This is a genomic window from Prodigiosinella aquatilis (genome assembly GCA_030388725.1).
Classification (GTDB): Bacteria; Pseudomonadota; Gammaproteobacteria; order Enterobacterales; family Enterobacteriaceae; genus Prodigiosinella; species Prodigiosinella aquatilis.
This window is the reverse complement of sequence record CP128857.1, coordinates 1742128-1766190: the sequence shown is the minus strand read 5'-3', so window position 1 is coordinate 1766190 and position 24063 is coordinate 1742128. Positions and strand designations below refer to the sequence as shown.

At 46.6% G+C, this 24063-nt stretch carries 22 protein-coding genes, 5 tRNA genes, 2 pseudogenes and 1 riboswitch; of the genes and pseudogenes, 9 read left to right on the top strand and 20 right to left on the bottom strand.

Annotation, left to right across the window (positions count from 1 at the left end; translation table 11 throughout):
* The first annotated feature begins 4 nt into the window (after window positions 1-4).
* Together PCO85_08220 and clsB are read left to right on the top strand one after the other, a co-directional pair.
* The gene (locus PCO85_08220) at window positions 5-1111 is read left to right on the top strand and encodes an ABC transporter permease (protein WJV55363.1); all 1107 of its coding nucleotides are present in this window, start codon (window positions 5-7) and stop codon (window positions 1109-1111) included.
* 67 nt (window positions 1112-1178) lie between these two features.
* Complete coding sequence (clsB, locus tag PCO85_08215; protein WJV55362.1) at window positions 1179-2423, top strand: cardiolipin synthase ClsB; 1245 nt, start codon at window positions 1179-1181, stop codon at window positions 2421-2423.
* Window positions 2424-2485: 62 nt separating this feature from the next.
* On the opposite strand, the gene PCO85_08210 is transcribed toward clsB, so the two are convergent.
* From PCO85_08210 to moaA, 6 genes are all read right to left on the bottom strand, one after another.
* Complete coding sequence (locus PCO85_08210) at window positions 2486-3196, bottom strand: Bax inhibitor-1/YccA family protein (protein WJV55361.1); 711 nt, start codon at window positions 3194-3196, stop codon at window positions 2486-2488.
* Window positions 3197-3461: 265 nt separating this feature from the next.
* On the bottom strand, window positions 3462-3914 hold the full coding sequence (gene moaE, locus PCO85_08205; GenBank protein WJV56035.1) for a molybdopterin synthase catalytic subunit MoaE: 453 nt from the start codon (window positions 3912-3914) through the stop codon (window positions 3462-3464).
* 2 nt (window positions 3915-3916) lie between these two features.
* On the bottom strand, window positions 3917-4162 hold the full coding sequence (gene moaD, locus PCO85_08200) for a molybdopterin synthase sulfur carrier subunit (GenBank protein WJV55360.1): 246 nt from the start codon (window positions 4160-4162) through the stop codon (window positions 3917-3919).
* Window positions 4159-4656, bottom strand: a complete 498-nt coding sequence (moaC, locus tag PCO85_08195) for a cyclic pyranopterin monophosphate synthase MoaC (protein WJV55359.1) — start codon at window positions 4654-4656, stop codon at window positions 4159-4161. Before moaC ends, moaD begins: the two co-directional genes overlap by 4 nt.
* An 8-nt stretch (window positions 4657-4664) precedes the next feature.
* Entirely contained in the window at window positions 4665-5177 is a 513-nt protein-coding gene (moaB, locus tag PCO85_08190) for a molybdenum cofactor biosynthesis protein B (protein WJV55358.1), read from the bottom strand.
* A gap of 32 nt (window positions 5178-5209) precedes the next feature.
* The gene (moaA, locus tag PCO85_08185; protein WJV55357.1) at window positions 5210-6199 is read right to left on the bottom strand and encodes a GTP 3',8-cyclase MoaA; all 990 of its coding nucleotides are present in this window, start codon (window positions 6197-6199) and stop codon (window positions 5210-5212) included.
* Window positions 6187-6334, bottom strand: a riboswitch (molybdenum cofactor riboswitch). (Overlaps the previous gene by 13 nt.)
* Window positions 6335-6726: 392 nt before the next feature.
* On the opposite strand from moaA, the gene yvcK reads away from it, so the two are divergent.
* Window positions 6727-7677 (top strand): uridine diphosphate-N-acetylglucosamine-binding protein YvcK, encoded by a 951-nt coding sequence (gene yvcK, locus PCO85_08180; GenBank protein ID WJV55356.1) that lies wholly within the window; start codon window positions 6727-6729, stop codon window positions 7675-7677.
* Here the strand turns inward: yvcK and uvrB are convergent, their stop codons facing one another.
* Both uvrB and PCO85_08170 read right to left on the bottom strand, forming a co-directional pair.
* Complete coding sequence (uvrB, locus tag PCO85_08175; protein ID WJV55355.1) at window positions 7678-9690, bottom strand: excinuclease ABC subunit UvrB; 2013 nt, start codon at window positions 9688-9690, stop codon at window positions 7678-7680.
* Window positions 9691-10276: 586 nt separating this feature from the next.
* A complete protein-coding gene (locus PCO85_08170) occupies window positions 10277-10705 on the bottom strand; it encodes a TOBE domain-containing protein (protein WJV55354.1) in 429 nt (142 codons plus the stop codon).
* A 677-nt stretch (window positions 10706-11382) separates the two neighbouring features.
* Between PCO85_08170 and PCO85_08165 the strand changes: the two are divergent.
* Window positions 11383-11538 (top strand): annotated as a pseudogene (locus PCO85_08165) (phage tail protein).
* A 224-nt stretch (window positions 11539-11762) separates the two neighbouring features.
* Here PCO85_08165 and PCO85_08160 read toward each other — a convergent pair.
* The 6 genes from PCO85_08160 to uvrY all read right to left on the bottom strand — a co-directional run bounded on the left by PCO85_08160 (window position 11763) and on the right by uvrY (window position 15272).
* Window positions 11763-11849 (bottom strand) — tRNA-Leu (locus PCO85_08160).
* An 8-nt stretch (window positions 11850-11857) separates the two neighbouring features.
* Window positions 11858-11931, bottom strand: a tRNA-Cys gene (locus PCO85_08155).
* A 37-nt stretch (window positions 11932-11968) separates the two neighbouring features.
* Window positions 11969-12044 (bottom strand) — tRNA-Gly (locus PCO85_08150).
* Between the two features lie 141 nt (window positions 12045-12185).
* A complete protein-coding gene (pgsA, locus tag PCO85_08145) occupies window positions 12186-12734 on the bottom strand; it encodes a CDP-diacylglycerol--glycerol-3-phosphate 3-phosphatidyltransferase (GenBank protein WJV55353.1) in 549 nt (182 codons plus the stop codon).
* Window positions 12735-12790: 56 nt separating this feature from the next.
* Window positions 12791-14623 carry an excinuclease ABC subunit UvrC gene (gene uvrC, locus PCO85_08140; GenBank protein WJV55352.1) on the bottom strand — a complete coding sequence of 611 codons (1833 nt, stop codon included), beginning with the start codon at window positions 14621-14623 and terminating at the stop codon, window positions 12791-12793.
* Window positions 14616-15272 carry a UvrY/SirA/GacA family response regulator transcription factor gene (gene uvrY / locus PCO85_08135; GenBank protein WJV55351.1) on the bottom strand — a complete coding sequence of 219 codons (657 nt, stop codon included), beginning with the start codon at window positions 15270-15272 and terminating at the stop codon, window positions 14616-14618. The genes uvrC and uvrY overlap by 8 nt, the downstream gene beginning before the upstream one ends.
* Window positions 15273-15916: 644 nt before the next feature.
* On the opposite strand from uvrY, the gene PCO85_08130 reads away from it, so the two are divergent.
* On the top strand, window positions 15917-16087 hold the full coding sequence (locus PCO85_08130) for a DUF2594 family protein (protein ID WJV55350.1): 171 nt from the start codon (window positions 15917-15919) through the stop codon (window positions 16085-16087).
* 444 nt (window positions 16088-16531) lie between these two features.
* Here PCO85_08130 and PCO85_08125 read toward each other — a convergent pair.
* Window positions 16532-16607: transfer RNA gene (locus PCO85_08125), tRNA-Lys, on the bottom strand.
* 352 nt (window positions 16608-16959) lie between these two features.
* Between PCO85_08125 and cycA the strand changes: the two genes are divergently transcribed.
* Window positions 16960-18369: a D-serine/D-alanine/glycine transporter gene (cycA, locus tag PCO85_08120; protein ID WJV55349.1), complete on the top strand. Its 1410-nt coding sequence runs from the start codon at window positions 16960-16962 to the stop codon at window positions 18367-18369.
* A gap of 107 nt (window positions 18370-18476) precedes the next feature.
* On the opposite strand, the pseudogene PCO85_08115 reads toward cycA, so the two are convergent.
* A pseudogene (locus PCO85_08115) lies at window positions 18477-18743 on the bottom strand (LysR family transcriptional regulator).
* Window positions 18744-19118: 375 nt separating this feature from the next.
* Here PCO85_08115 and PCO85_08110 point away from each other — a divergent pair.
* Window positions 19119-19194: transfer RNA gene (locus tag PCO85_08110), tRNA-Asn, on the top strand.
* A gap of 161 nt (window positions 19195-19355) precedes the next feature.
* Window positions 19356-20627, top strand: a complete 1272-nt coding sequence (locus PCO85_08105) for an integrase arm-type DNA-binding domain-containing protein (GenBank protein WJV55348.1) — start codon at window positions 19356-19358, stop codon at window positions 20625-20627.
* 126 nt (window positions 20628-20753) lie between these two features.
* On the opposite strand, the gene PCO85_08100 is transcribed toward PCO85_08105, so the two are convergent.
* Together PCO85_08100 and PCO85_08095 are read right to left on the bottom strand one after the other, a co-directional pair.
* The gene (locus PCO85_08100) at window positions 20754-21068 is read right to left on the bottom strand and encodes a helix-turn-helix transcriptional regulator (protein WJV55347.1); all 315 of its coding nucleotides are present in this window, start codon (window positions 21066-21068) and stop codon (window positions 20754-20756) included.
* Window positions 21069-21253: 185 nt separating this feature from the next.
* Window positions 21254-21568 (bottom strand): helix-turn-helix transcriptional regulator, encoded by a 315-nt coding sequence (locus PCO85_08095; GenBank protein WJV55346.1) that lies wholly within the window; start codon window positions 21566-21568, stop codon window positions 21254-21256.
* A 173-nt stretch (window positions 21569-21741) separates the two neighbouring features.
* On the opposite strand from PCO85_08095, the gene PCO85_08090 reads away from it, so the two are divergent.
* On the top strand, window positions 21742-21987 hold the full coding sequence (locus tag PCO85_08090; GenBank protein ID WJV56034.1) for a helix-turn-helix transcriptional regulator: 246 nt from the start codon (window positions 21742-21744) through the stop codon (window positions 21985-21987).
* Window positions 21988-22297: 310 nt separating this feature from the next.
* Here the strand turns inward: PCO85_08090 and PCO85_08085 are convergent.
* Window positions 22298-23406 (bottom strand): IS3 family transposase gene (locus PCO85_08085; GenBank protein WJV55345.1). Its coding sequence is split into 2 segments (ribosomal slippage): window positions 22298-23154 and window positions 23154-23406, totalling 1110 coding nucleotides; the frame shifts between segments, so codons are not numbered across the junction.
* On the bottom strand, window positions 23384-24058 hold the full coding sequence (locus tag PCO85_08080; GenBank protein WJV55344.1) for a toll/interleukin-1 receptor domain-containing protein: 675 nt from the start codon (window positions 24056-24058) through the stop codon (window positions 23384-23386). The genes PCO85_08085 and PCO85_08080 overlap by 23 nt, the downstream gene beginning before the upstream one ends.
* Between the last annotated feature and the right edge of the window lie 5 nt (window positions 24059-24063).

Genomic DNA, 24063 nt, shown 5'->3' with positions numbered 1-24063 from the left:
CATTATGTTTTATCGTCTGTGGACACTGATAAGAAAGGAATTACAGTCGCTGCTGCGAGAACCACAAACCCGTACCATTTTGATAATGCCGGTGATCATTCAGGTTGTACTGTTCCCCTTTGCAGCTACGTTGGATGTGACCAACGCCACCATCGCCATTTACAGCGAGGATAACGGCCAGGCGGCAGTGGAACTGACGCAGCGGTTTGCCGAAGCCAAGGCCTTTTCCCATGTGGTGATGTTACACAGCCCACAGGAGATAGCCCCCACATTGGATAACCAGCGGGCTTTACTGCTGATCCGCTTTCCTCCGCAGTTTTCCCGCAATCTGGCCAGCGGCAACAGCACCACACTTCAGGTAATACTGGATGGCCGACACTCTAACAGCGCCCAGATTGCCGCCAACGATGTACAACACATCGTGCGGAATTACCAGTTGGAGCTGACAAGCGAGCAAACCCGCCTTAACAACAGCGAGCTGGTCGTGCGTAACTGGTACAATCCCAATCTGAATTACAAATGGTTTGTAGTGCCATCACTTATCGCCATGATCACCACCATTGGCGTGCTGATTGTAACATCCCTTTCCGTGGCCAGAGAACGTGAGCAGGGAACGCTGGAACAGTTACTGGTTTCACCACTCTCCACCTGGCAAATTTTCGTCGGTAAGGCCATACCCGCACTGATTGTCGCCACGTTTCAAGCCTCGATTGTGCTGGCGGCAGGCATTCTGGCGTATCGCATTCCGTTTGCCGGCTCGTTACTGCTATTTTATGCCTCTATGCTGATTTACGGGTTGTCGCTGGTCGGATTCGGCCTGCTGATCTCCTCGCTGTGCTCTACTCAACAGCAGGCGTTTATCGGGGTATTTGTCTTTATGATGCCAGCAATTCTGCTCTCCGGTTATGTTTCACCGGTGGAAAACATGCCGCAATGGCTGCAAAACATCACCTGGATTAACCCTATCCGACATTTTACCGACATCACCAAACAGATTTATCTGAAAGATGCCAGCTTTGCCATTATCTGGCATAGCCTGTGGCCGTTGCTGGTGATCACCGCCACGACGGGCAGTGTGGCCTACTGGATGTTCCGACGCAAAATTGCATAAAACACATAACAAATACAATGCACGGTGCGGCATACTGACAACACTGACCATAGCAGGAACACAACTGATGAAAATGGCGTGGCGCGACGACAACCAGATTGAACTGCTGGTGAACGGTGACGAATTTTACCCCAGTGTGTTTACTGCCATTCGCCAGGCCCGTAGTCGGGTAATACTGGAAACATTCATCTGGCATGAAGACAATGTGGGATATCAATTGCAATCTGCCTTGCTCACTGCCGCGCAAAATGGCGTCAGTATCGATGTTACGGTGGATGACTACGGTTCCCATGATTTATCCACCGTGTTTCTTGCCCCCCTGATTAACGCTGGCGTGCGCGTGCGCTTCTACGATCCACAGCCACGCTTCTTTGGCATGAGAACCAATCTGTTTCGTCGCCTACATCGCAAAATCGTGGTTGTTGACGGTGAAATGGCCTACATCGGTGGGATTAATTATTCCGCTGAACAGATGATCGATTATGGTCCAGAAGCCAAGCAGGATTATGCAGTGAAAGTCCGAGGTCCGATCGTGGATGACATCTATCGCAACGCGCTCGCGATGCTGTCTGGTAAAAAGGAGCCGCGGCAATGGTGGCGACGCCGATTTCGTCGTCCGATTCGCAATAAAAACCCCGGCGATGCGCAGGCCTTGTTCGTTTATCGGGATAACGGCGAGCACCGTAACGATATCGAAAAACATTATCTGTATATGCTGCGCCAGGCCAAACGCGAAATCATTATTGCCAACGCCTACTTTTTCCCTGGCTACCGGTTACTGCGGGCCATGCGTAGCGCTTCACGGCGCGACGTGAGAGTCAAACTGATCATTCAGGGGCACCCCGACATTCCTATCGTCCGGACAGGCGCGCGCCTGCTTTATCGCTATCTGATGGCTGCCGGGGTAGAAATCTATGAGTATCAGCGTCGCCCCTTACACGGCAAAGTTGCCGTTCAGGACGACCATTGGACCACCGTCGGTTCCAGTAACCTCGACCCGTTAAGCCTGGCGCTGAATCTGGAGGCGAATCTGTTCATTTATGATCGCGACTTCAACCAGCAGCTCCGCGACAATCTTCAGCAAATCATCAATGACGATTGCCATCTGATTGATGCCGATCAGTTGCCTAAACGCACTCACTGGCAGTTCATCAAAAATGTCGTGGTATTCCATTTTCTACGCCATTTCCCGGCGATGGTCGGCTGGTTCCCGGCACATGTTCCCCGGTTATCGCTGGTTAGCTCATCACAACCAGCCACGTTGAAAGAGATGAAACCAGAGCATATTGAAACCGACAATAAAGAAATATAATGCTGGGTCATACCAAAAAAATGGGGCCGATTGGCCCCATTTTCATCACAATGACTCGGTCATCAGCGGCGATTGCCAAAAATACGCAACAACATCAGGAACAGGTTGATGAAGTCCAGATACAGTGTCAACGCCCCCACAATGGAGTATTTGCGGAAGCTATCTTTATCATCTTCAGAAAGCTGTTCACCAATGTTTTTCAGTTTCTGAGTGTCATAAGCGGTCAGGCCCACGAACACAATCACACCGATATAGGTCACCGCCCACATCAGCGCTTCACTCTTCAGCCAAAAATTCACTACCGAAGCCAGCACAATACCAATCAGCGCCATAAACAGCATGCTGCCCATACCGCTCAAATCACGTTTGGTGGTATAACCATACAGGCTCATGGCACCAAACATGCCCGCCGTAATCAAAAACGTACTGGCGATGGATGCACCGGAATAAAGAATAAAAATACTGGAGATAGTCAGACCGGTCAGCGCGGAATAAAGCATAAACAGGCTGGTGGCCACTGCACCGCTAAGGCGCTGCACCATGCCAGAAATCACAAATACCAGCCCCAGTTGCGCAATGATCAAACCAAAAAAGGTGATCTGACTGGAAAATACCAGATGGAGTACCGCAGGCGTATGTGCTGTATACCAGGCGACAAACGCCGTCAGCAACAGGCCACAGGTCATCCAGCCATACACCTGCGCCATATAGGCTTGTATACCGGTGCCAACCCGCTGGACAATCGAATCGTTGGAACGTGGATATCGATCCATGATGCTACCTTTACTTTAAGTGAAACACACGGGACTCGATGAGCCCACCTCTTCGTCCATAGCTTAACACAAAATACCACAGCAATAGGTAACCCCAAAGACCTGCTCGCAGAGATAATCTCTGAATTGAGATATCCTCGGCAGACTTAGCCGCTCTGCCCCGCAATAGATCAGAACGATGTGTGCATGATCGTAGTGCTGATGACTACTGACGGTCATTCGCCACAACATATATTTGGCCGGCCACCCGCACCTTGCACTGACATCACCAGCGTTCGGCAGCCTGTTTGTCACTATCATGAGACTCGATCCAGCGATCACCCTCTGGCGTCGCTTCTCGTTTCCAGAATGGGGCGCGGGTTTTCAAATAGTCCATAATGAACTGAGCGGCATCAAAGGCAGTACTGCGATGCGCGCCGGTCACACCGACAAACACGATTTCATCGCCAGGATAAAGCGCTCCGATACGATGAATGACACTGACACGCTGTAACGGCCAGCGGGAACGGGCCTCAGCCACGATGTCCGCCAGTGCTTTTTCCGTCATGCCGGGATAATGCTCCAGCGTCAACGCACTGACGTGTTCACCTAAATTGTGATTACGCACTTTGCCGGTAAACGTGACCACGGCACCATCTTCGTCACACTGGGCCAGCCAGTCATACTCTTCACCGACATTAAACCCGGCTTCGCCTACATGAATGCGTGTCTGTTCCATCATCAGCCTCCCGTCACTGGCGGGAAAAACGCCACTTCATCCCCATCCTGCAACGGATGGTGCATGTCCACCAGCGACTGATTCACCGCCGCCAGCAGCTTGCCCTCCTCCAGCGCCAGCGCCCAGCGCTCCCCTTGCTCACACAATGCCTGGCGCAACATCTCAACCGTGGCATAGTCGGCAGGCAGAGCAAGTTGCCCAGTCCCGGCCAATTCCCGAACTTGCGCAAAAAACAGTACATTAATCATGCTACGTCCGCCTTAAAATCGCCGGATTTACCCCCACTCTTCGCCAACAGCCGTACCGGGCCAATCACCATATCTTTTTGTACCGCCTTGCACATGTCATAGATAGTCAGCGCCGCCACAGATGCCGCCGTCAGCGCTTCCATTTCCACACCGGTCTTACCGGTCAGACGACACACCGATTCAATGCGCACCCGATTGTGCTCGGGTTGAGCTTCCAGTTCCACCGCGACCTTACTCAATAATAGAGGATGGCATAGCGGAATTAACTCCCAGGTCCGTTTTGCCGCCTGAATTCCCGCGATACGGGCGGTAGCAAACACATCCCCTTTGTGATGACGGCCATCGATAATCATGGCCAGCGTCTGCGGTGCCATTTCCACGAATGCCTCGGCGCGGGCTTCCCGTACTGTCTCCGCCTTGGCGGAAACATCCACCATGATGGCTTCTCCTGCGGCATTAATGTGAGTCAGTTGTGTCTGCATCAGTTGTGTCATAGTTACCGCTATTTCTTCAGATGTGGATGGACATTGCAGGGTTTCTGGCGTGCATCTAGCTGTTCCTGAATGATGCGTTCCCAGGCGGTACGACAGGCTTTGCTCGACCCCGGCATGGCAAATATCACTGTACGATTTGCCAGCCCGGCAATCGCCCGCGACTGAATGGTCGCAGTACCGATCTCTTCATACGATGCCATACGGAACAATTCACCAAAGCCTTCAATTTCACGATCAAACAAAACGCTGATGGCCTCTGGCACCACATCACCCGGTGTAAACCCGGTTCCGCCATTGATCAGAATCACCTGCACATCATAACTGGCGATCCAGGCAGAAATCTGGGCACGAATCTGGTACAGGTTCTCTTTTACTATCGCGCTGGCAATCATCTGATGGCCGGCATCCTGCGCCACTTCGCGCAGATAATCTCCCGAGGTATCATCAGCCTCGGTACGATGCGCGGAGACCGTCAGCACGGCAATACGCAACGGGATAAACTCACTGCTGACCTTACTCATAACTGGCTCCTTCGAATCAATGAACGACAGTATCAACCGCCAATAAAGGACAGATTCTGCGTGATACCGCTATTACCATCATGCAGGAAATGGGCCTGCTTTTTCGTCAGCAACCCACCGGAAATCCGCATCTTCAAATCGTCAAGCTGCCCGTCATCGGCCAGCAGATCGCGTAATGGGATTCCCTGTTCGCCAAACAGGCACAAATGAAGGTTACCGATCGCTGAAACCCGCAGCCGATTACAACTCTGACAGAAATCTTTCTCATATGGCATGATCAGGCCAATTTCACCTTGATAATCAGGATGGCAAAACACTTGTGCCGGGCCATCGCTGCGTTGACGTTCTTGCCGCTGCCAGCCTTGCAATAACAGGCGATCGCGGAGCACTTCACCGGAAACATGGTGACGGCGAAACAGCTCCCGCCCATCCCCGGTTTCCATCAATTCGATAAACCTCAGTTGGATCGGTCGCGGTTTAATCCAGGCCAGAAACGTATCCAGGCTGCCGTCATTGACATCCCGCATCAATACGGTATTGACCTTGACCTTACTGAACCCGCAGGCAAACGCCGCATCAATACCCGCCATGACCTGACGAAATTTGTCCTGCCCGGTAATGGCATGAAACTGACGGGCATCAAGGCTGTCCACGCTGACATTCAGTGCTGTCAGTCCCGCATCACGCCATTGGGCCACATCACGCGTCAGCCGATAACCATTGGTGGTGACCGCTAGCGTGCGAATAGCCGGGTTTTCACGGATTGCAGCAATGATGTCGACAAAATCACGGCGCAGTGACGGTTCACCGCCGGTTAAACGCACCTTTTCCGTACCTAGTTCCGCAAAAGCGCGGCTGACACGGCGAATTTCATCTAGCGATAAAAAAGTGTGGGGGTTAAGTCCATGGGACTGGTAACCATCAGGCAGGCAGTAGGTACAACGAAAATTGCAAACATCCGTAATCGACAAACGCAGATAATAAAACTTGCGCGCAAACGCATCAGTCAGTTGACTCGCCATAAACACCTTTCCAAATACGGGAGATGCCGGCATTTCTACCCTGCACCCTGGTGACCACAAGAGCCACGGCCAGGGCACCCTATTATGCGAACTCATACATAACGTAGGCACCAAGGCTAGGAGTTTGATCCTATAGCAACTGTCTTGACAGATGTCACCACAGAACCTTGATTACATCGTAAAGTCTATCGCCAAAATCGACTGATAGTCACTGAAAATACGATATATAGTTTTGTATATAACGGATTTTCTTCACTTTATGTTCTGATAGCATACCGAAAAAAACTGCTCTCGGTTTGTTTCAGGTCATGCTCTGCACGACATTTTCCATTTTTGTACTCACGATCATAATCACTCTATTTATGTTAAAAATTCGCGCGGCTGGTAACAAATTGTCTAAGGTTATATCAAGGGTTATTCAGCACATCGACTTATAGTAAATAAACAGTCGACTCTGATTCAGATTCAGTCCCCTTTCTGATATATATCATCGCGCCATTTTTTACATAAATTCGATAAGGGTATCTATGAGTAATCGCACGTTGACTGACCTTGATCGCGTGGTGGCTTTAGGTGGTGGACATGGACTGGGGCGCGTGATGTCATCGCTCTCCTTTCTGGGTTCCCGGCTGACGGGGATTGTCACCACGACCGATAATGGCGGTTCAACGGGCAGGATTCGTCGTTCCGAGGGCGGCATTGCCTGGGGAGATACCCGTAATTGCCTCAATCAGCTCATCACCACACCTAGCGTGGCTTCCGCCATGTTTGAATACCTCTTTCATGGCAAGGGCGAACTGGCGGGGCATAATTTAGGAAACCTGATGCTTAAAGCACTCGACAACCTGAGTGTGCGCCCACTGGAAGCCATTAATCTGATCCGTAATTTGCTCAACGTAGACGCGTCCCTGATCCCCATGTCCGAACACCCGGCAGATCTGCTGGCGATTGATGCTCAGGGGGATCAGGTGTACGGCGAAGTGGAAATCGATAAACTGTCTGTCTTGCCGCAGGAGTTGATGTTATATCCAGCAGTGTCTGCCACCCCGGAAGCCATAGAGGCCATCGCCGAAGCCGACTTGATACTGATCGGCCCTGGCAGTTTTCTGACCAGCCTAATGCCGCTGCTATTGCTGGACGATCTAACCTGGGCGCTACGCCAAACCCAAGCCCCCATGGTCTATATCGGTAATCTGAGCAGAGAGCTCAATCAGCCCGCCGCGAACCTGACGCTATTGCAAAAGCTGTCGATTATTGAAACCAAAGTAGGACGCAGAATTGTTGACGCTGTTGTGGTTAGCCCACAAGTGGATGTCAGTCTGATAACGGGACGAGTTATCATTCAACAGCCACTGGAAGCTACCGATATGCCACATCATCATGATCGGCAACTGCTGCGCAAAGCGCTGGAACGAGTGTTACCGTTACTGGAAATTTGCACATTCAGCGCCGACGAGTTGTCAGCGACAGTAAGATAATCAGGACACTGCGATAAATTGTTCCCGTAATGCATGAACCTGATCACGCAATTGTGCCGCCTCTTCAAATTCCAGGTTTTGCGCATGCATCATCATCTTACTTTCCAGTTCGTGGATTTTATGCTCCAGCGCTTTCGGCGTCAGTAGCTGATACTCGGCTACCGGTTCAGCCGCTTTCCTGCTGCGACCTTTACCTCTACCGTGTGCAGACTGACCAATCTGCAATATATCGCCAACTTTCTTATTAAGACCCTGTGGGGTAATGCCATGTTTTTCATTATATTCCCGCTGTTTTTCGCGGCGGCGCTGCGTTTCACTAATCGCCCTCTCCATCGACGGCGTGATTTTATCCGCGTAAAGAATAGCTCGCCCCTTAAGATTACGGGCAGCACGGCCAATGGTCTGAATCAGTGAACGCTCGGAGCGCAGGAAACCCTCCTTATCGGCATCCAGGATTGCCACCAGAGATACTTCCGGGATATCCAGTCCTTCCCGCAACAGGTTAATCCCCACTAGCACATCAAACTCACCCAATCGCAGATCCCGGATGATTTCCACCCGTTCAACCGTGTCGATATCAGAGTGAAGATAGCGCACCCGTTCGCCATGCTCTTCCAGATACTCAGTCAAATCCTCCGCCATGCGTTTGGTCAGTGTGGTGACCAGCACCCGCTCATTAATGGCGGCGCGTTTATGGATTTCCGACAACAGGTCATCCACCTGCGTCGTTACTGGTCGGATTTCAATTTCCGGATCCAACAAACCAGTAGGACGCACGACTTGATCGATCACCTCACCACCGGATTTTTCCAGCTCGTACTTACCTGGCGTCGCCGAAACGTAGATGGTTTGCGGCGCCAGCGACTCAAACTCCTCAAACCGCATCGGCCGGTTATCCAACGCCGACGGCAGACGAAAACCGTACTCCACCAGTGTCTCTTTACGCGCCCGATCGCCACGGTACATTCCCCCCAGTTGCGGAATGGTCACGTGTGATTCGTCAATGACCAACAAACCATCGGCTGGCAGATAGTCAAATAAGGTAGGAGGCGGCTCGCCCGGACCGCGACCAGAGAGGAAGCGTGAGTAGTTTTCAATCCCTGAGCAATAACCCAGTTCATTCATCATCTCCAGATCAAATTGGGTTCGCTGGCTCAGACGTTGCTCTTCTACCAATTTATTGTTTTCCAGCAACACCTTACGACGGTCAACCAGCTCAACCTTTATATCTTCCATCGCTTGCAGAATACGTTCGCGCGGCGTCACATAATGTGTCTTGGGATAAATGGTGTAGCGTGGCACATTTTGCATGATCTGCCCGGTGAGTGAATCAAACAGCGACAACCGCTCCACTTCTTCATCAAATAGTTCGATGCGCAGCGCAACTTCATCCGATTCAGCCGGGAAAATATCGATAACATCGCCCCGGACACGAAACGTGCCGCGCTGAAAAACCTGATCATTACGGGCGTACTGCAATTCGGACAACCGACGCAAAATGGCTCGCTGGTCAATCAACATACCTTGAGTCAGATGTAGCATCATCTTCAGATAAAGATCTGGATCACCCAGACCATAAATCGCTGATACCGATGCCACCACGACAACATCGCGCCGTTCCAGCAACGCTTTGGTAGCGGATAGCCGCATCTGTTCAATATGTTCGTTGACCGAAGCGTCTTTCTCAATGAAGGTATCCGAACTCGGGACATAGGCTTCGGGTTGATAGTAATCATAATAAGAAACGAAATATTCCACGGCGTTGTCCGGGAAAAACGATTTCATTTCACTATAAAGCTGGGCCGCCAACGTCTTGTTCGGCGCCAGCACCATCGTCGGGCGGTTGAGATCCGCAACCACGTTGGCAATAGTGAACGTCTTACCGGACCCCGTTACCCCCAACAAGGTCTGATGCGCCAACCCATCCTCCAGCCCTTCCTCCAACCGGTGAATAGCCTCAGGTTGATCGCCTGCGGGTTGAAAATCCGAATACAGTTTAAATACTTTGCTCATAGCCGGGGATACCTGATGAAAAAACGACAAAACCAGGACGACGATAACAGACACTCTGCATTATGAAAATCCGCCATCGATGTTACCACTCACATAATACTGAATATATACCCAGTACAGGAAGACGACAACCGAGTGAATCTCCCGCGGCTTGTGGTGGCCTTGTGCTGACCATGGTTGCTGTTTTGTCTGCACCCGACACTATTTTCTATTTTCCCCTCTGCTTTTGCCTGATGACACCAGCGATATAAAGTCACTTTCAATATCCCCATTCATTTGCGCAACTGAGGTAACATTCACGTTATACGTGGCAACATTTTGGTCAATGCGGCGGGACTTTTCGTTCCGATGAAATACATTTCATATCGTGTCCCCATCACTATATTAACGTTCTTGATAAGGGTAAAATGTATTCTGACTCTTATGACAGTAACCATCAAAATACATAAAGAAGTGATCGTGCCTATATTGAGAATCATCATTACAACATATTTGAGTTATAACAGGTATATTGATAAATAAATTCCCCGATAACATATCAGGGAATATCAGAGTTCATCATTAAAATAAACAACGCCAGAAAATATTATTTTGGGGTCGCTAAAATCACATTAGATGCTTTAATTAAAGCAATCACTTCGCTTCCTTTCGCAATTGCCATTTCATCTATGCTTTCATTAGTGATATTAGATGTCAGTTTTAATCCATTAACAGTTTCGATATGCACTGTAGAATTCACCGCACCTTTAATAACATGTTTCACTGTCCCTGCAAACTGATTACGCGCTGAAAAATTCAACCCACAATCCACCGATGCCAAGATAACCCAAGGCGCTTTGATCAAAGCGATCGCCGTTTTACCCGGAGCTAAGCCCAAAGAGTCACAACTCGCCTTGGTAATCACGGTTGCCAGTTGCTCTCCGCCATCCAGCGTCAGTATAACCTCATTATTAATCGCCCCAGGAATAACACCTGAAACAATACCTGTTAATTGATTTCTTGCAGAAACTGACATAGTTACTCCTTTTCATTTGTCTATTAAATGACACATGTCTAGCTCAATCCATATGGCGGTGACTACAACACCCAATAGCCCACACTTTATAGTGTAATACCTCACTATGACGCACAACACAATGCTTCCAACACAACTCAATAAAATAGTGGCTGGAACACCTATAATAAAGCATTCATCAACCCGGCAGAACGCGGAGATCACGATGGCTTATCGCCGTATTGATAATATACGGCTTTCTCACCATCGAAGATTCAATACTCACAGGATTTTCTTATGTGACGCACTATATAGAAGAAATACTCAAACCACTGATCCCGGAAACTGTCTATGCTTATCTTCTGCATCTATCACCCTATTATCCTCACTGATGAATGGTCTAATCATCTCGCACTCTCGCACTGAGCCCAGTGCATACCTATGCATCACGCACGATAGCGCTGTGTTGTAAAAACGCTTAGAGCCTTTAGTACGCTTTATATCCACTATTTAAAGAACAATCCACTGAATATTCTTGTTGCGCCATACGACTGTAAACGCGAATTACGTGTCCTCACTACAACCAACAGACATCATTATTTTGTTCGCTTAGTAACAAACAAACTTCCGATCCTGATTCCTTTCACTAGTGTTGTACACCAGCATCATTTCCAATCACAGTTGTATAAGTAGGTTATATGAGTACAAAATACTTTGCTCTATTGACAAATGTCGGCGCGGCGAAACTGGCGAAAGCCACCGTACTGGGTAGTCGTCTTGCCAGCTCTCAGATGGCTGTTGGTGACGGTGGTGACACCTTATCCGAGACAGCGCAGATCAAACTGATTAATGAATAACGAAGGGCATCTCTAAAAAACACTACCGTATCGACGGTAATTTTTGACAAACTTACTCCATCGCAAGAAGCCCACATTTAGTTGGCTTCTTGTTGCTCTGACTCTGTGTAGACAAAATATAGTCATTTTTGCTGCCACTTGGCATTTTACAGGCACAAAAAAACCGCTTCATGAGCGGCTATAATTTTTGTAGTAACTTGAATTTAAAGCTATTTTTGTAATGGTGCCCAGGGCGGGACTTGAACCCGCACAGCGCGTACGCCGAGGGATTTTAAATCCCTTGTGTCTACCGATTCCACCACCTGGGCCGAAAATTTGGAGGCGCGTCCCGGAGTCGAACCGAGGTAGGCGGATTTGCAATCCGCTGCATGGCCACTCTGCCAACGCGCCTTACCTTAAAATATTTGCAGCTACTATAGGATAAAATTGGAGCGGGAAACGAGACTCGAACTCGCGACCCCGACCTTGGCAAGGTCGTGCTCTACCAACTGAGCTATTCCCGCAACGAACAGAATACTTTGTTTATCAAAACGTTCCAATAAACAGCGCCGCTGTCGATGCGGTGCATTCTACTTACCTGACGCAGTGAGTCAATAAAATTATCAACCAACTCTATCTGTTTGCTGTTTTTTAAGGCGTCCCGATCAATGTTCAAACAAATCGTGACGTGCAGCGTTCAAATACTGAAACATTGACCAGAAAGTAAGCACTGCCGCAATGTATAGCGCAATCACACCGATACCTTCAACAATGCGCTCAGGACGCCATAGCAATCCAAGTAACGCGATCATCTGCGCCATAGTCTTGACTTTGCCGATCCAGGAAACAGCCACACTGCTTCGTTTACCAATCTCAGCCATCCATTCACGTAATGCAGAGATAATTATCTCACGCGCGATCATGGTAGCAGCCGGTAACGTAATCCACCATGAATGGTAATGTTCGGCAACCAGTACCAGTGCGACTGCAACCATCACCTTATCGGCTACGGGATCTAAAAAAGCACCGAACCGGGTAGTTTGTTTCCAACGTCGGGCGAGAAAGCCATCAAACCAATCAGTAACGGCTGCACACACAAAAATAATGGCACAAACCATGGGTGCCCAGGCGAATGGAAGATAAAACGCCAGCACAAAGAAAGGAATCAAAGCAATACGAAACAGGGTAAGCCACGTAGGTATATTAAATTGCATAGCGCTTAAGTCACTGTTGGCTGGAGTGATATTGTGAGTATGTTGCTACATTGTCCCTAGTGTTTCAATGCATAGAAGATTTTTTCTGCCAATGCATGTGAAATTCCCGGCACATTAGCAATCTCCTCAATACTGGCATTCATTAAAGGTTGCAGTCCTCCCATGTACTTCAGGAGCATCTGGCGACGTTTCGGGCCAACACCTTCAATAGTTTCAAGCGTGCTGGTGCTTTTCACTTTTGCCCTTTTCTTACGATGTCCACTAATGGCGTGATCATGCGAGTCATCACGAATATGTTGGATAACGTGCAAAGCGGGCGAGTCTGACGGTAAGGCAATACCATCACCTGTCGCTTCAAAGAACAACGTTTCCAGCCCGGCCTTACGATCACTGCCTTTCGCAACCCCTAACAGTAACGGCTTACTTTTGTCCCAAGGAACCTCTAAAGAGTCAAAAACGGCTTTCGCCTGCCCTAACTGACCTTTTCCGCCATCAATAATGATGACATCCGGAATCTTACTCTCATCCCACGCCTTGTCGTAGCGACGCCTCAGTACCTGAGTCATCGCCGCATAATCATCTCCCGGTGTAATTCCGGTAATATTATAGCGGCGATATTCTGAACGTAGTGGACCATTGGCATCAAAAACCACACATGATGCTACCGTTTGTTCCCCCATCGTATGGCTAATGTCAAAACACTCCATCCGTTGGATTTTTGGCAGCTTGAGTACATTGGCTAGTGCGGTCAATCGCTGATGGATAGTCGACTGCTGAGAAAGTCTGGTTACCAGTGCAGTTCTTGCATTTGTGCGCGCCAGCTTGAGATAGCGGGCTCTGTCACCACGGGGTTTGCTCTGAATTTGTACTTTACGTCCGGCAATATCCGTCAAAGATTCCGTGAGAAGCTGTTGATCGGGAAGTGTGAAATCCAGCAATATTTCCGTCGGTAAAGTCCGGGATAAACTACCTTGCAAATAAAACTGCCCGACAAATGTCTGCACCACCTCTCCCAGCTCGGTTCCTCCAGGGACTCTCGGAAAATAACTACGGCTTCCCAATACCTTCCCCTGACGGATAAAAAGCACATGAACACATGCCATACCCGTATCAAAAGCAACACCAATTACATCCAGATCGTCGCCATCACCGGAGACAAACTGTTTTTCCGTTACCCGACGTACTGCTTGAATTTGATCACGAATACGAGCTGCCTCTTCAAACTTCAAACTCCGGCTTGCCAATTCCATGCGTTCAATTAACTTGGTCAATACCTGTTGATCTTTGCCAGACAAAAACAGGCGAACATATTCAACTTGCTGCAGATATTCTGCCTCACTTACCAGCCCGGCCACACACGGCCCAAGACAACGACCAATCTGATATTGTAGACAAGGACGGGAACGATTGCGGTACACGCTGTTTTCACACTGACGGACTGGAAACAACTTTTGCAATAGCATTAAAGTTTCACGTACAGCGTTTCCATTAGGAAACGGTCCGAAATACTCTCCTTTGGCATGCTTAGCACCACGATGCACCGACAGACGTGGATGAATATCTGCGCTCAAAAAAATCATCGGATAGGATTTATCATCCCGCAGCAGCACGTTATAACGCGGTTGATATAGCTTGATGTAATTATGTTCCAGCAGTAAAGCTTCAGTTTCAGTGTGAGTGATCGTGACATCGATCTGATAAATACTTCGAACCAAAGCCTCGGTTTTACGACTGGGAACATGACTGCGGAAATAACTGGAAAGACGTTTTTTTAAATCTTTTGCCTTGCCGACATAGATCACCGTATTACTGGCATCATACATACGATAAACCCCAGGTCGACTGGTTACCGTCTTCAGGAACGCCAGGGAATCAAAACATTCACTCACTGCTAATCAATGTCTCCGCATTAAACAGGCCGTGTCGAATTGCCAGATGGGTCAGCTCTACATCACCATTAATGTTCAGCTTGTTGAACATTCGATAACGATAGCTATTCACGGTTTTAGGGCTCAGATTAAGTTGATCGGAAATCTCCGTCACTTTCTGCCCTTTGGTGATCATCAGCATAATTTGCAATTCTCGTTCAGACAGGCGTTCCAGCGGCGTTTCGGTCTGTGGCTCTAACTGACTCAACGCCATCTGTTGTGCAATATCGGAAGCAATATAACGTTTACCAGCATGAACGGACCGAATCGCATAGATAACCTCCTGAGGTGTGGCACCTTTACTTAAGTAGCCTGCCGCACCAGCCTGCATAACTTTAGCAGGCAAAGGGTTCTCTGTGTATATAGTCAGCATTATAACCTTTATTTCGGGAGAAAATCGTACGATTTTGCGTGTGGCTTCAAGGCCGCCGATCCCAGGCATATTCATATCCATTAAGACGACATCAACACGATTACTGCGGCACCATCTTACAGCATCTTCGCCACATTGAGCCTCACCAACGACCTTAAGGCCTTTGATATCGTCGAGAATGCGCTGTATCCCTGCCCGCACCAGTTCATGGTCATCAACAAGAAAAACGCTAATCAAAGAACAATTCTCCAAAAAAGAGAGTAACACTTACAGACGAAATGTTGCAGGTGATACTACGTGGTTTAAAAAAACAATGAATACACTTTTTAATTAAAAATGTACTTTATTTACCATGCGGTAATATGTTCTAAGCTCTAGTTAAGGATACCAATAGAGTACTAGAAATAGAACTCTCCTCCGTCACAGCATCAACATTTCAAACCTGGCTTTTAGAGAATGGGTGTCATACACTGACAAAACCCAATAAAAAATCAAAAAATACTTTATAAATCAATATGATAACGTCAATTTTTTTATAATAAAAATACGCGGATTTACTCTCTATAAGTCGATTATAACAATCACTTAGCTTTACTGCGACTATTTTCTATAGCTAACATCTTTATATCCATACAGAATTTACTATGTTTGTTATCAAATGCATTTAAAGCTCAGCAGCCATATAATCAAGGACAGACAAATATAACCCAAGAAGCTCATAACGTGCGAAAAATATACATTTTTACTATTGGGAATTTATTCTGAATAGAAAGAACCCGGATTCCATATGTTATACTTGACCCTAATTCCATAATCTGACAGGTAATGATGTCCTGAAACTTATCAGATCTTAGTGCCTGCTATCTTTTTTAAGAAAAAATATGGACGATAGTGATTTCACTACAATAGCTTCAGGAGAGGCTTCAGCATACCAAGCCGCTTGTTTAAAAACGCTATTGACACTAATTTTAAAAACAATTAGTCAGCTTGATATAGGTAAAGTAATCATAAAAATAGAGAAATATGCCACTAAAACAAAATATTCGACTTAGCAAGAAATATTTAGAAACAAAATAAAACAAATAAAGATAACCCGTTATAGATAACAGTATAATTTTTGATAAAAAATCATAGCCCCTTTATAGGGATAGATCACTTTTTATTTTAATCATCATATTAATGCATTCGTTTATTATCTATTTTTTATTCTACACCCAATAGGTCTCGAGGCGCAGAAAGAGGGTAAGCAAAAGGATCCCGGTAGGTAATTTGAGTGGCTGAGCGCCAGCAACTTGCAATATGACGGATATAAACTATATTTTTCAATTCAGTTTATAATACTATCAATCGAGACTATTTCGCGCAAAATAATTAATTAATGAAAATACATTAATTAACATTTCCTTTTTATGGAGAATTTAACCAGTCAACGCGAATGGATATCTATATGTAGATAAAAAACAATAGAATGAAAAGAAATGACACAAGGTAAGTGTTGGTGGGTCGTATAGGGTTCGAACCTATGACCAATTGATTAAGAGTCAACTGCTCTACCAACTGAGCTAACGACCCAACGGGAACGCATTATTCTCTGATTAACGTCATCTGTCAAATGGTTCGTATTATTTTTTTAACTCACTGAGAGAGATAACTGTGTTTAAACAACACTCTCGCTGCCAAGTTTGGGTTTTCATACTATATCTTGTACTGTAGTGAGCTTATTTGTTACTTACCGTCTAATTGACTATAAAATAGGCAGACCCGCATCGAACATTATTTCACCATATAAAATTGTGCTCACCCCTTATAAAGTAAGTACAGCAGTGACACTATAATATTACTACTGGTTTAGAATGAAATATTACAGAGAGCCATTCAAGAGCATCTAACAACATCACAGACACGAGACAGGAAAAACAATTAAATGGTAGATCAATCAAAAGAGGTTGAAGCTAGCGATCTCACAGAAACCGACCATGACGGCTTACAAAGGAATCTAACTAACCGACATATTCAGCTAATTGCTATTGGTGGTGCTATCGGTACCGGACTATTTATGGGTTCAGGTAAAACCATCAGCCTGGCAGGACCATCAATCATTTTCGTTTATATGATTATTGGTTTTATGTTGTTTTTTGTCATGCGAGCAATGGGTGAGCTATTGCTCTCAAACCTGGACTATAAATCATTCAGTGATTTTGCAGCCGACTTGCTCGGCCCCTGGGCAGGTTTTTTTACCGGCTGGACTTACTGGTTCTGTTGGATAGTTACCGGTATTGCAGATGTTGTTGCCATTAGTGCCTATACACAGTTCTGGTTTCCCGACGTTTCCCAGTGGATTTCCTCTTTGCTATGCATACTGTTGCTTCTGACGTTAAATCTGGCGACTGTTAAGCTGTTTGGTGAAATGGAGTTCTGGTTTGCGATGATAAAGATCATTGCTATCACCGCGCTAATCATTATAGGTGTCGTACTCGTTGCCATGCACTTTCCCTCTCCATCCGGCACCACCGCTTCTTTTACCAACTTGTGGAACGATGGTGGGATGTTCCCCAAAGGGATTACTGGATTCTTTGCCGGCTTCCAGATAGCAGTATTTGCTTTTGTAGGCATTGAATTGGTAGGTACAACGGCCGCTGAAACAAAAAACCCTCATGTTGTATTACCGCGTGCTATCAATGCCATACCGATTCGCATCATTATGTTCTACGTGTTCGCTCTGCTCATGATTATGTCAGTCACGCCCTGGAGTCATATTGCAGCAGATCGCAGCCCGTTTGTTGAAATGTTTGTATTGGTTGGATTACCAGCAGCTGCCAGCATAATCAATTTTGTGGTTTTAACCTCTGCTGCCTCATCTGCCAACAGTGGAATATTTTCCACTAGTCGCATGCTATTCGGATTGGCCAGACAAGGCGATGCGCCACAACGTTTCGGTGTTCTGTCAAAGCACGCAGTTCCTTCTACTGGACTTCTGTTTTCCTGTACCTGTCTGCTATCAGGTGTCATTCTTATCTATCTGATCCCTAATGTAATGACTGTATTTACCCTGGTTACCACGGTATCAGCAATTTTGTTCATGTTTATCTGGAGCATTATTCTATTTTCGTACCTGGCTTATCGGAAACACCGACCTCAGTTACATGAAAGTTCGCAATACAAAATGCCATTAGGTAAATTCATGTGTTGGGTATGCATCACCTTCTTCGCCTTTGTACTATTCCTGCTGATGCTACAGCCGGATACCCGGCAAGCACTGCTTGTCACACCAATATGGTTTATTGTGCTGGCTATTGCATATCTCTTCATCTATAAGAAAAAACAGACGATTTAATCGTTCTGGCAGGATATATGTGCTGAAGGAAATCAAAGAAACACCAGAAAGGTTGGATTAACGCGGTCAGCTATATCAGATAACTGACCGCGTTAAGGTCAGGCATTTACCGTTTGCCGAACACCATTAACCGCACTCTTTGCCTGCTCACATTGATTTAAAATAGTTTGCGCATGTGAATATAGAATCTTTCCTGCCTCAGTCGGCGTCACTCCACGACGACTACGCACCAGCAACTGTTTTTCAAGCTCACCTTCCAGCGTAGCAACTTGTTGACTCAGCGCTGGTTGCGCGATATGCAACATTTCAGCAGCCTGCGTCAAGCTACCGATATCAACGATTTTTACAAAATATTTGAGTCGTCTAAGATTCATGTGTACCTCCTGAATAGTCACCTTCTACAGGTAGCAAAAACCGCGCCATATTCCTTTTAGTCATGAATAAAAAACATGGGATGAGCTTAAGAGGTTGTAAAAATAAGTAAAAGTAATGGTCCATTAAATTTAAGGTTATGAATTCACTATGGTCTTTCCAATAGAGCCACCCCCTTGAACGCACCATTACGGTGCGCCATTTGCAATCTGCAAGTGCACCAGTTTGCTGGTGCACCGATTAGTCAGGCCAAAGTAAGGGATGTTATAACAATAGTTTCAATGAGTTGATTAGAAGTGCATCAAACGATTCCAGAAGAAGGTTCCATCCTTTGACAAGGCCAACTACTGCCGCTATCATCCCTCGCACTCAACGATTCCTCTGTAGTTCAGTCGGTAGAACGGCGGACTGTTAATCCGTATGTCACTGGTTCGAGTCCAGTCAGAGGAGCCATATTCTTGTTCTCATGCATTCTTGCGAATCCCTATATGATGTAGATTCAACAGATTAGCGTGAAAACTCTTCCCGATGCATGTTCAATTTTCCCTCTGCATCGGGAGAATTTGGTGGTCAGATTTGGGGTCTTTCCGGTTCGATAATGGAGTGACCCGCATATGTCTCTTAACGACACTAAAATCCGCAACTTAAAACCACCTGTTACCCCCATAAAACTATCCGATTCACACGGTCTGTATCTTCACGTTAAACCTACTGGTTCACGTCTCTGGTATTTCAGATATTATTTTTGTGGCAAAGAAACCCGCATAGCGTTGGGCGCTTATCCATTAATCAGTCTGTCAGAAGCACGCCAGAAACGCGATGAACTCCGCAAACTGCTGGCACAGAATATCAACCCGGCGCAGCAACGTGCCGCAGAAAAGGCAGCTCGTTCTCCAGCAAAGAGTTTCAAGACTGTGGCATTGAGCTGGCATAAAAGTAACAGAACATGGTCAGAGAACCATGCCGCCCGTCTGCTCACCAGCATGAATAACCATATCTTCCCGATAATTGGACGCCTGCCAGTCACAGAACTGAAAACTCGACACTTCATCGATCTGCTGAAAGGGATTGAGAAAAAAGGTCTGCTGGAAGTGGCGTCCCGTACCCGACAGCACCTGTACAACATCATGCGTCATGCCGTGCATCAGGAGCTGATTGAAAATAATCCGGCGGCCAATCTGGGCGGTATTATCGCCCCTCCGGTTAAACGCCACTACCCTGCCCTTCCCTTGGAACAACTACCAGAACTGTTAACCCGTATTAAGGACTACAAGCAAGGACGAGAATTAACCCGCCTGGCAGTATCACTCACCCTGCACCTGTTCATCCGTTCCAGTGAACTGCGTTTCGCCCGTTGGTCTGAGATCGATTTCAAAAATAGAATCTGGACCATTCCTGCCACTCGCGAGTCCATCCCCGGTGTCCGCTACTCCGGGCGTGGTGCAAAAATGCGCACTCCACATATCGTTCCACTCTCCCGTCAGTCCATTGCTATTCTGAAACAGATACGGGAAATATCCGGGCATCAGGTGTTGGTATTCCCCGGCGATCACAATCCTTATAAACCGATGTGTGAAAACACGGTCAACAAGGCGCTACGCCTGATGGGCTATGACACAAAAGATGAAATCTGCGGTCACGGGTTTCGGGCAATGGCCTGTAGTGCCCTGATGGAGTCTGGCCTATGGGCACAGGATGCGGTTGAACGGCAGATGAGTCACCAGGAGCGTAACAGCGTTCGAGCGGCTTACATCCATAAAGCAGAATATCTCGATGCCCGTAAAGCAATGATGCAATGGTGGTCGGATTATCTGGATACCAACCGGGAAGAATATGTTGCGCCATACATTTATGCGCAACAACATAAAACGGCTGGAGCAGCCTGATCGATAAAACTCTTAAGAGCAGATCCTGATAAAAAGGATCTGCTTTTTAGTGTGCGAGCCCCTCAAAGCATCATAAAAAACAATAAATATCATTATATTAGTAATTAAGGATGAATAAATGAGGGTCTATTGCGGGGTAATCAACAATGTAGAATTAGGGTTACTTTTCTTATAACGATGGTACTGCAAGATTAGCGTTGCCAGATCCTCATCGACAGCATAGAAATATGCTTCCGGCACATCCAGCACCGCCGCAAATCGGCAAACCAGACCAAAATCCGGCGAACTGACTTCCCTTTCATATTGGCTTACACGGGAACTCGCCGTTTCTTCATCCAGCCCAGCGAGACAACCTAGCTCGACCTGTTTTAATCCTGCATTCACTCGAGCCAATCTTAATCGTTTACCAATCACGGCATTACCTGCTTCGCAGATTAACATAAGCCGATTATCGCCGTTCCCCCCATGCCGCTCTTGAAGTGGTTCTTTACTAAGTAAATTTAAAATTTATTTTTGGCTATTTTTAGATCAAAAATGAAGATTTAATTTATTGAAAGTAGGAATAATTAAATTTAGAAGGGTAAACGCACAGGAATTGAATACCATGACGCATTAGGACATCAACCTTACTGAGGTGTGATGATAAGCGTGGAGTTAGGGTTGGCTTTTTTGAAACGGTGATATTGTAAGATCAAGGTAGCCAGATCGTCATCAACAGCATAGAAATACGCTTCAGGAACATCCAGCACTGTAGCGAACCGAGAAACCAGACCAAAATCTGGCGCACTGACTTCTCTTTCATATTGGCTCACACGAGAGCTTGCCGTTTCCTCATCCAGACCAGCAAGGCAACCGAGCTCTGCCTGCTTTAATCTCTTGTTCACTCGGGCTAGTCTTAATCGCTTACCAATCACAGTGTTATCCACGGTACTGATCAACATAGGTTAATTATCTCTTCTCTCAACAAATTCTTCTTAAAGCATTTCTTTCCTAAATAAATTTTATCTTTATTTTTGGTTGTTTTTTAATCCATAATAAAGATATAGTTTACTGGAAGAAGTAAAGTTTCAATTCAAGAGGAGGACGTATGAACATTGAACAACAGGAACAACGAATGGACTGGCATCCTGCCGACATCATTGCAGCCCTTCGCAAACGTAACACCACGCTGGCCGCCGTCTCTCGCGCGGCTGGTCTCAGCTCATCAACACTCGCCAATGCGCTAATTCGCCCATGGCCGAAAGGCGAACGACTTATCGCTGACGCACTGGGCATACAGGCAAGTGAAATCTGGCCGAATCGTTATTTCGACTCACAAGGGCGGCGTATCCCGAGAGAAATTCGTCATAAAAATAATTAGATAATTAATTTTATGTACCAACACACAGGGAAAAACGAATTCTGATTTCCAATAAATTCAACGGCACAGCATCATCAATTGGTTCGTGAGCCGTATCGAACCAATTGATATGCACTGACTCATGGCCTTGGGATATTGGGCATCATTAATATCAGTAGTCGTGTAGAATAAATCTTACATATGGTGATATTAATTGTCTGGTGCTCAACGCCACCACGTTGAATTCTATTAGATAGGAATACTCTCAGAAATGATTACGAACAGCCTTTTTCTTATATTATAAAAAGTGCAATTGTAGTCCCTCCGGTTTTTAGTACCACCGCCAATGAGGATCTCCGGCCAGTTTTTGCCTCGCATAGATAACGGGTGGCATATCACCCAGTGAGCTATGCGGACGTTCTTCGTTATATTCTGCGCGCCAGTCTTCTGTTAGCACACGGACTTCTGACAGTGTTCTGAACAGATACATATCGAGTATTTCTGTTCGTAGCGTTTTGTTAAATCGCTCAATAAATCCGTTCTGCATTGGCCTGCCTGGCTGAATAAAATCGAGTATCACGCCGTGCAACTCTGCCCATTCAGCTAAAGCAGCGGCTGTAAGTTCTGGCCCGTTATCGCTGCGTATAAATGCCGGATAGCCTCTTTCAGCACTTAACCGCTCCAGGATGCGTACAACGCGATGAGCTGGTATATTCAAATCAACCTCGATTGCCAGCGCTTCCCGATTAAAATCATCGACGACGTTAAATAACCTGAATCGCCGCCCGTCGATCAAGGCATCACTCATAAAATCAACTGACCAACAGTGGTTCATTTTATGCGGAATAACCAACGGCTGTGGATGCCTGTTAGGTAAGCGTTTTTTTCCTTTACACCGAAGGTTCAGTTTTAATAATCGGTAGATCCGGTAAACCCGTTTTGCATTCCACGATAATCCTGCTTGACGTAACTTATTGAACATAAGGCCAAAACCATAGGCCGGATGCTGATGTGCAAGTTTTTGTAATGCCTCGACCACGGGCAGATCCCGCGCCGTGTTCGGGCAATAATGCAACAGGCTTCGACTAATACCGATAATCCGGCACCCGCGTCGTTCGCTGGCCTGATGTTCCGTCATGACGTAACGCACCAGCTCACGCTTCTCAGGCACCGTTAAAGTTTTTTTGATACAACATCCTTAAGAATTTCATGATCTAAACTAAGGGATGCGTACATTTGCTTTAACCGGCGATTTTCCTCTTCCAGCTCTTTCATTCGTTTGATATCAGAGGATTCCATGCCACCATATTTGGCTTTCCAATTGTAATAGCTGGCTTCCGACACACCGTTTTCTCGGCACACATCCTTCACATGCCGACCACCTTCAACCTCTTTCAGAACACGTAGGATCTGAGTTTCAGTGAAACGCGCTTTCTTCATGATGAGCCTCCGTTGGTTGTATTTTAACCAGAGAACTCCATTGTGCGGTAAGACTAAATTCAGGAGGGACTACAGTGGGATTTTCTCGATATAGAGCATCCCGAACCTGTTTGCCAAAGTCCTTGCCTAGGTTGTTTTTAAGGTACTTTCCAAGGATCAGAGATGACGCACCATGGCGCTTGTTGAACTCCTCTGCTGCATCGGAGCCCAATTTCAGCGAATGATCTTTTGAAAGGCGTTCGATTATAGAGCTGAGGAGGCTCAAAAGAAGCTCATTCCAGACCGGTATTCCCGCTTTGACCGAAGTGCCTGCACCACAAACGAGTGTTAAGCGGCCAGATTTCAAAGCTGCTCCTAAGCTAGCAATCTGCGAAGTGTGAGTTTCATTACGTTTCTCAGGCGGCAGACGTGGGCGGGCAATATCTTTGCGCTTTATAACCTCTAAAGAATGTATAAGCGAACTTAGACCAGCCTCTAGATCTTTATTTAGATCAATGTAGAGATATTTTAATAGGTAGCTCGGAACAGAACTGGAGTCTATAAGGACTGGAATGACTCTTGATGCATGTTTTGATATCTCGCTCAAGGCAAGTAATGAAAATTCCTGCTGAACCCATTTGGAGCTAAGAGAATTGGCACTGACAACTACCAATACGA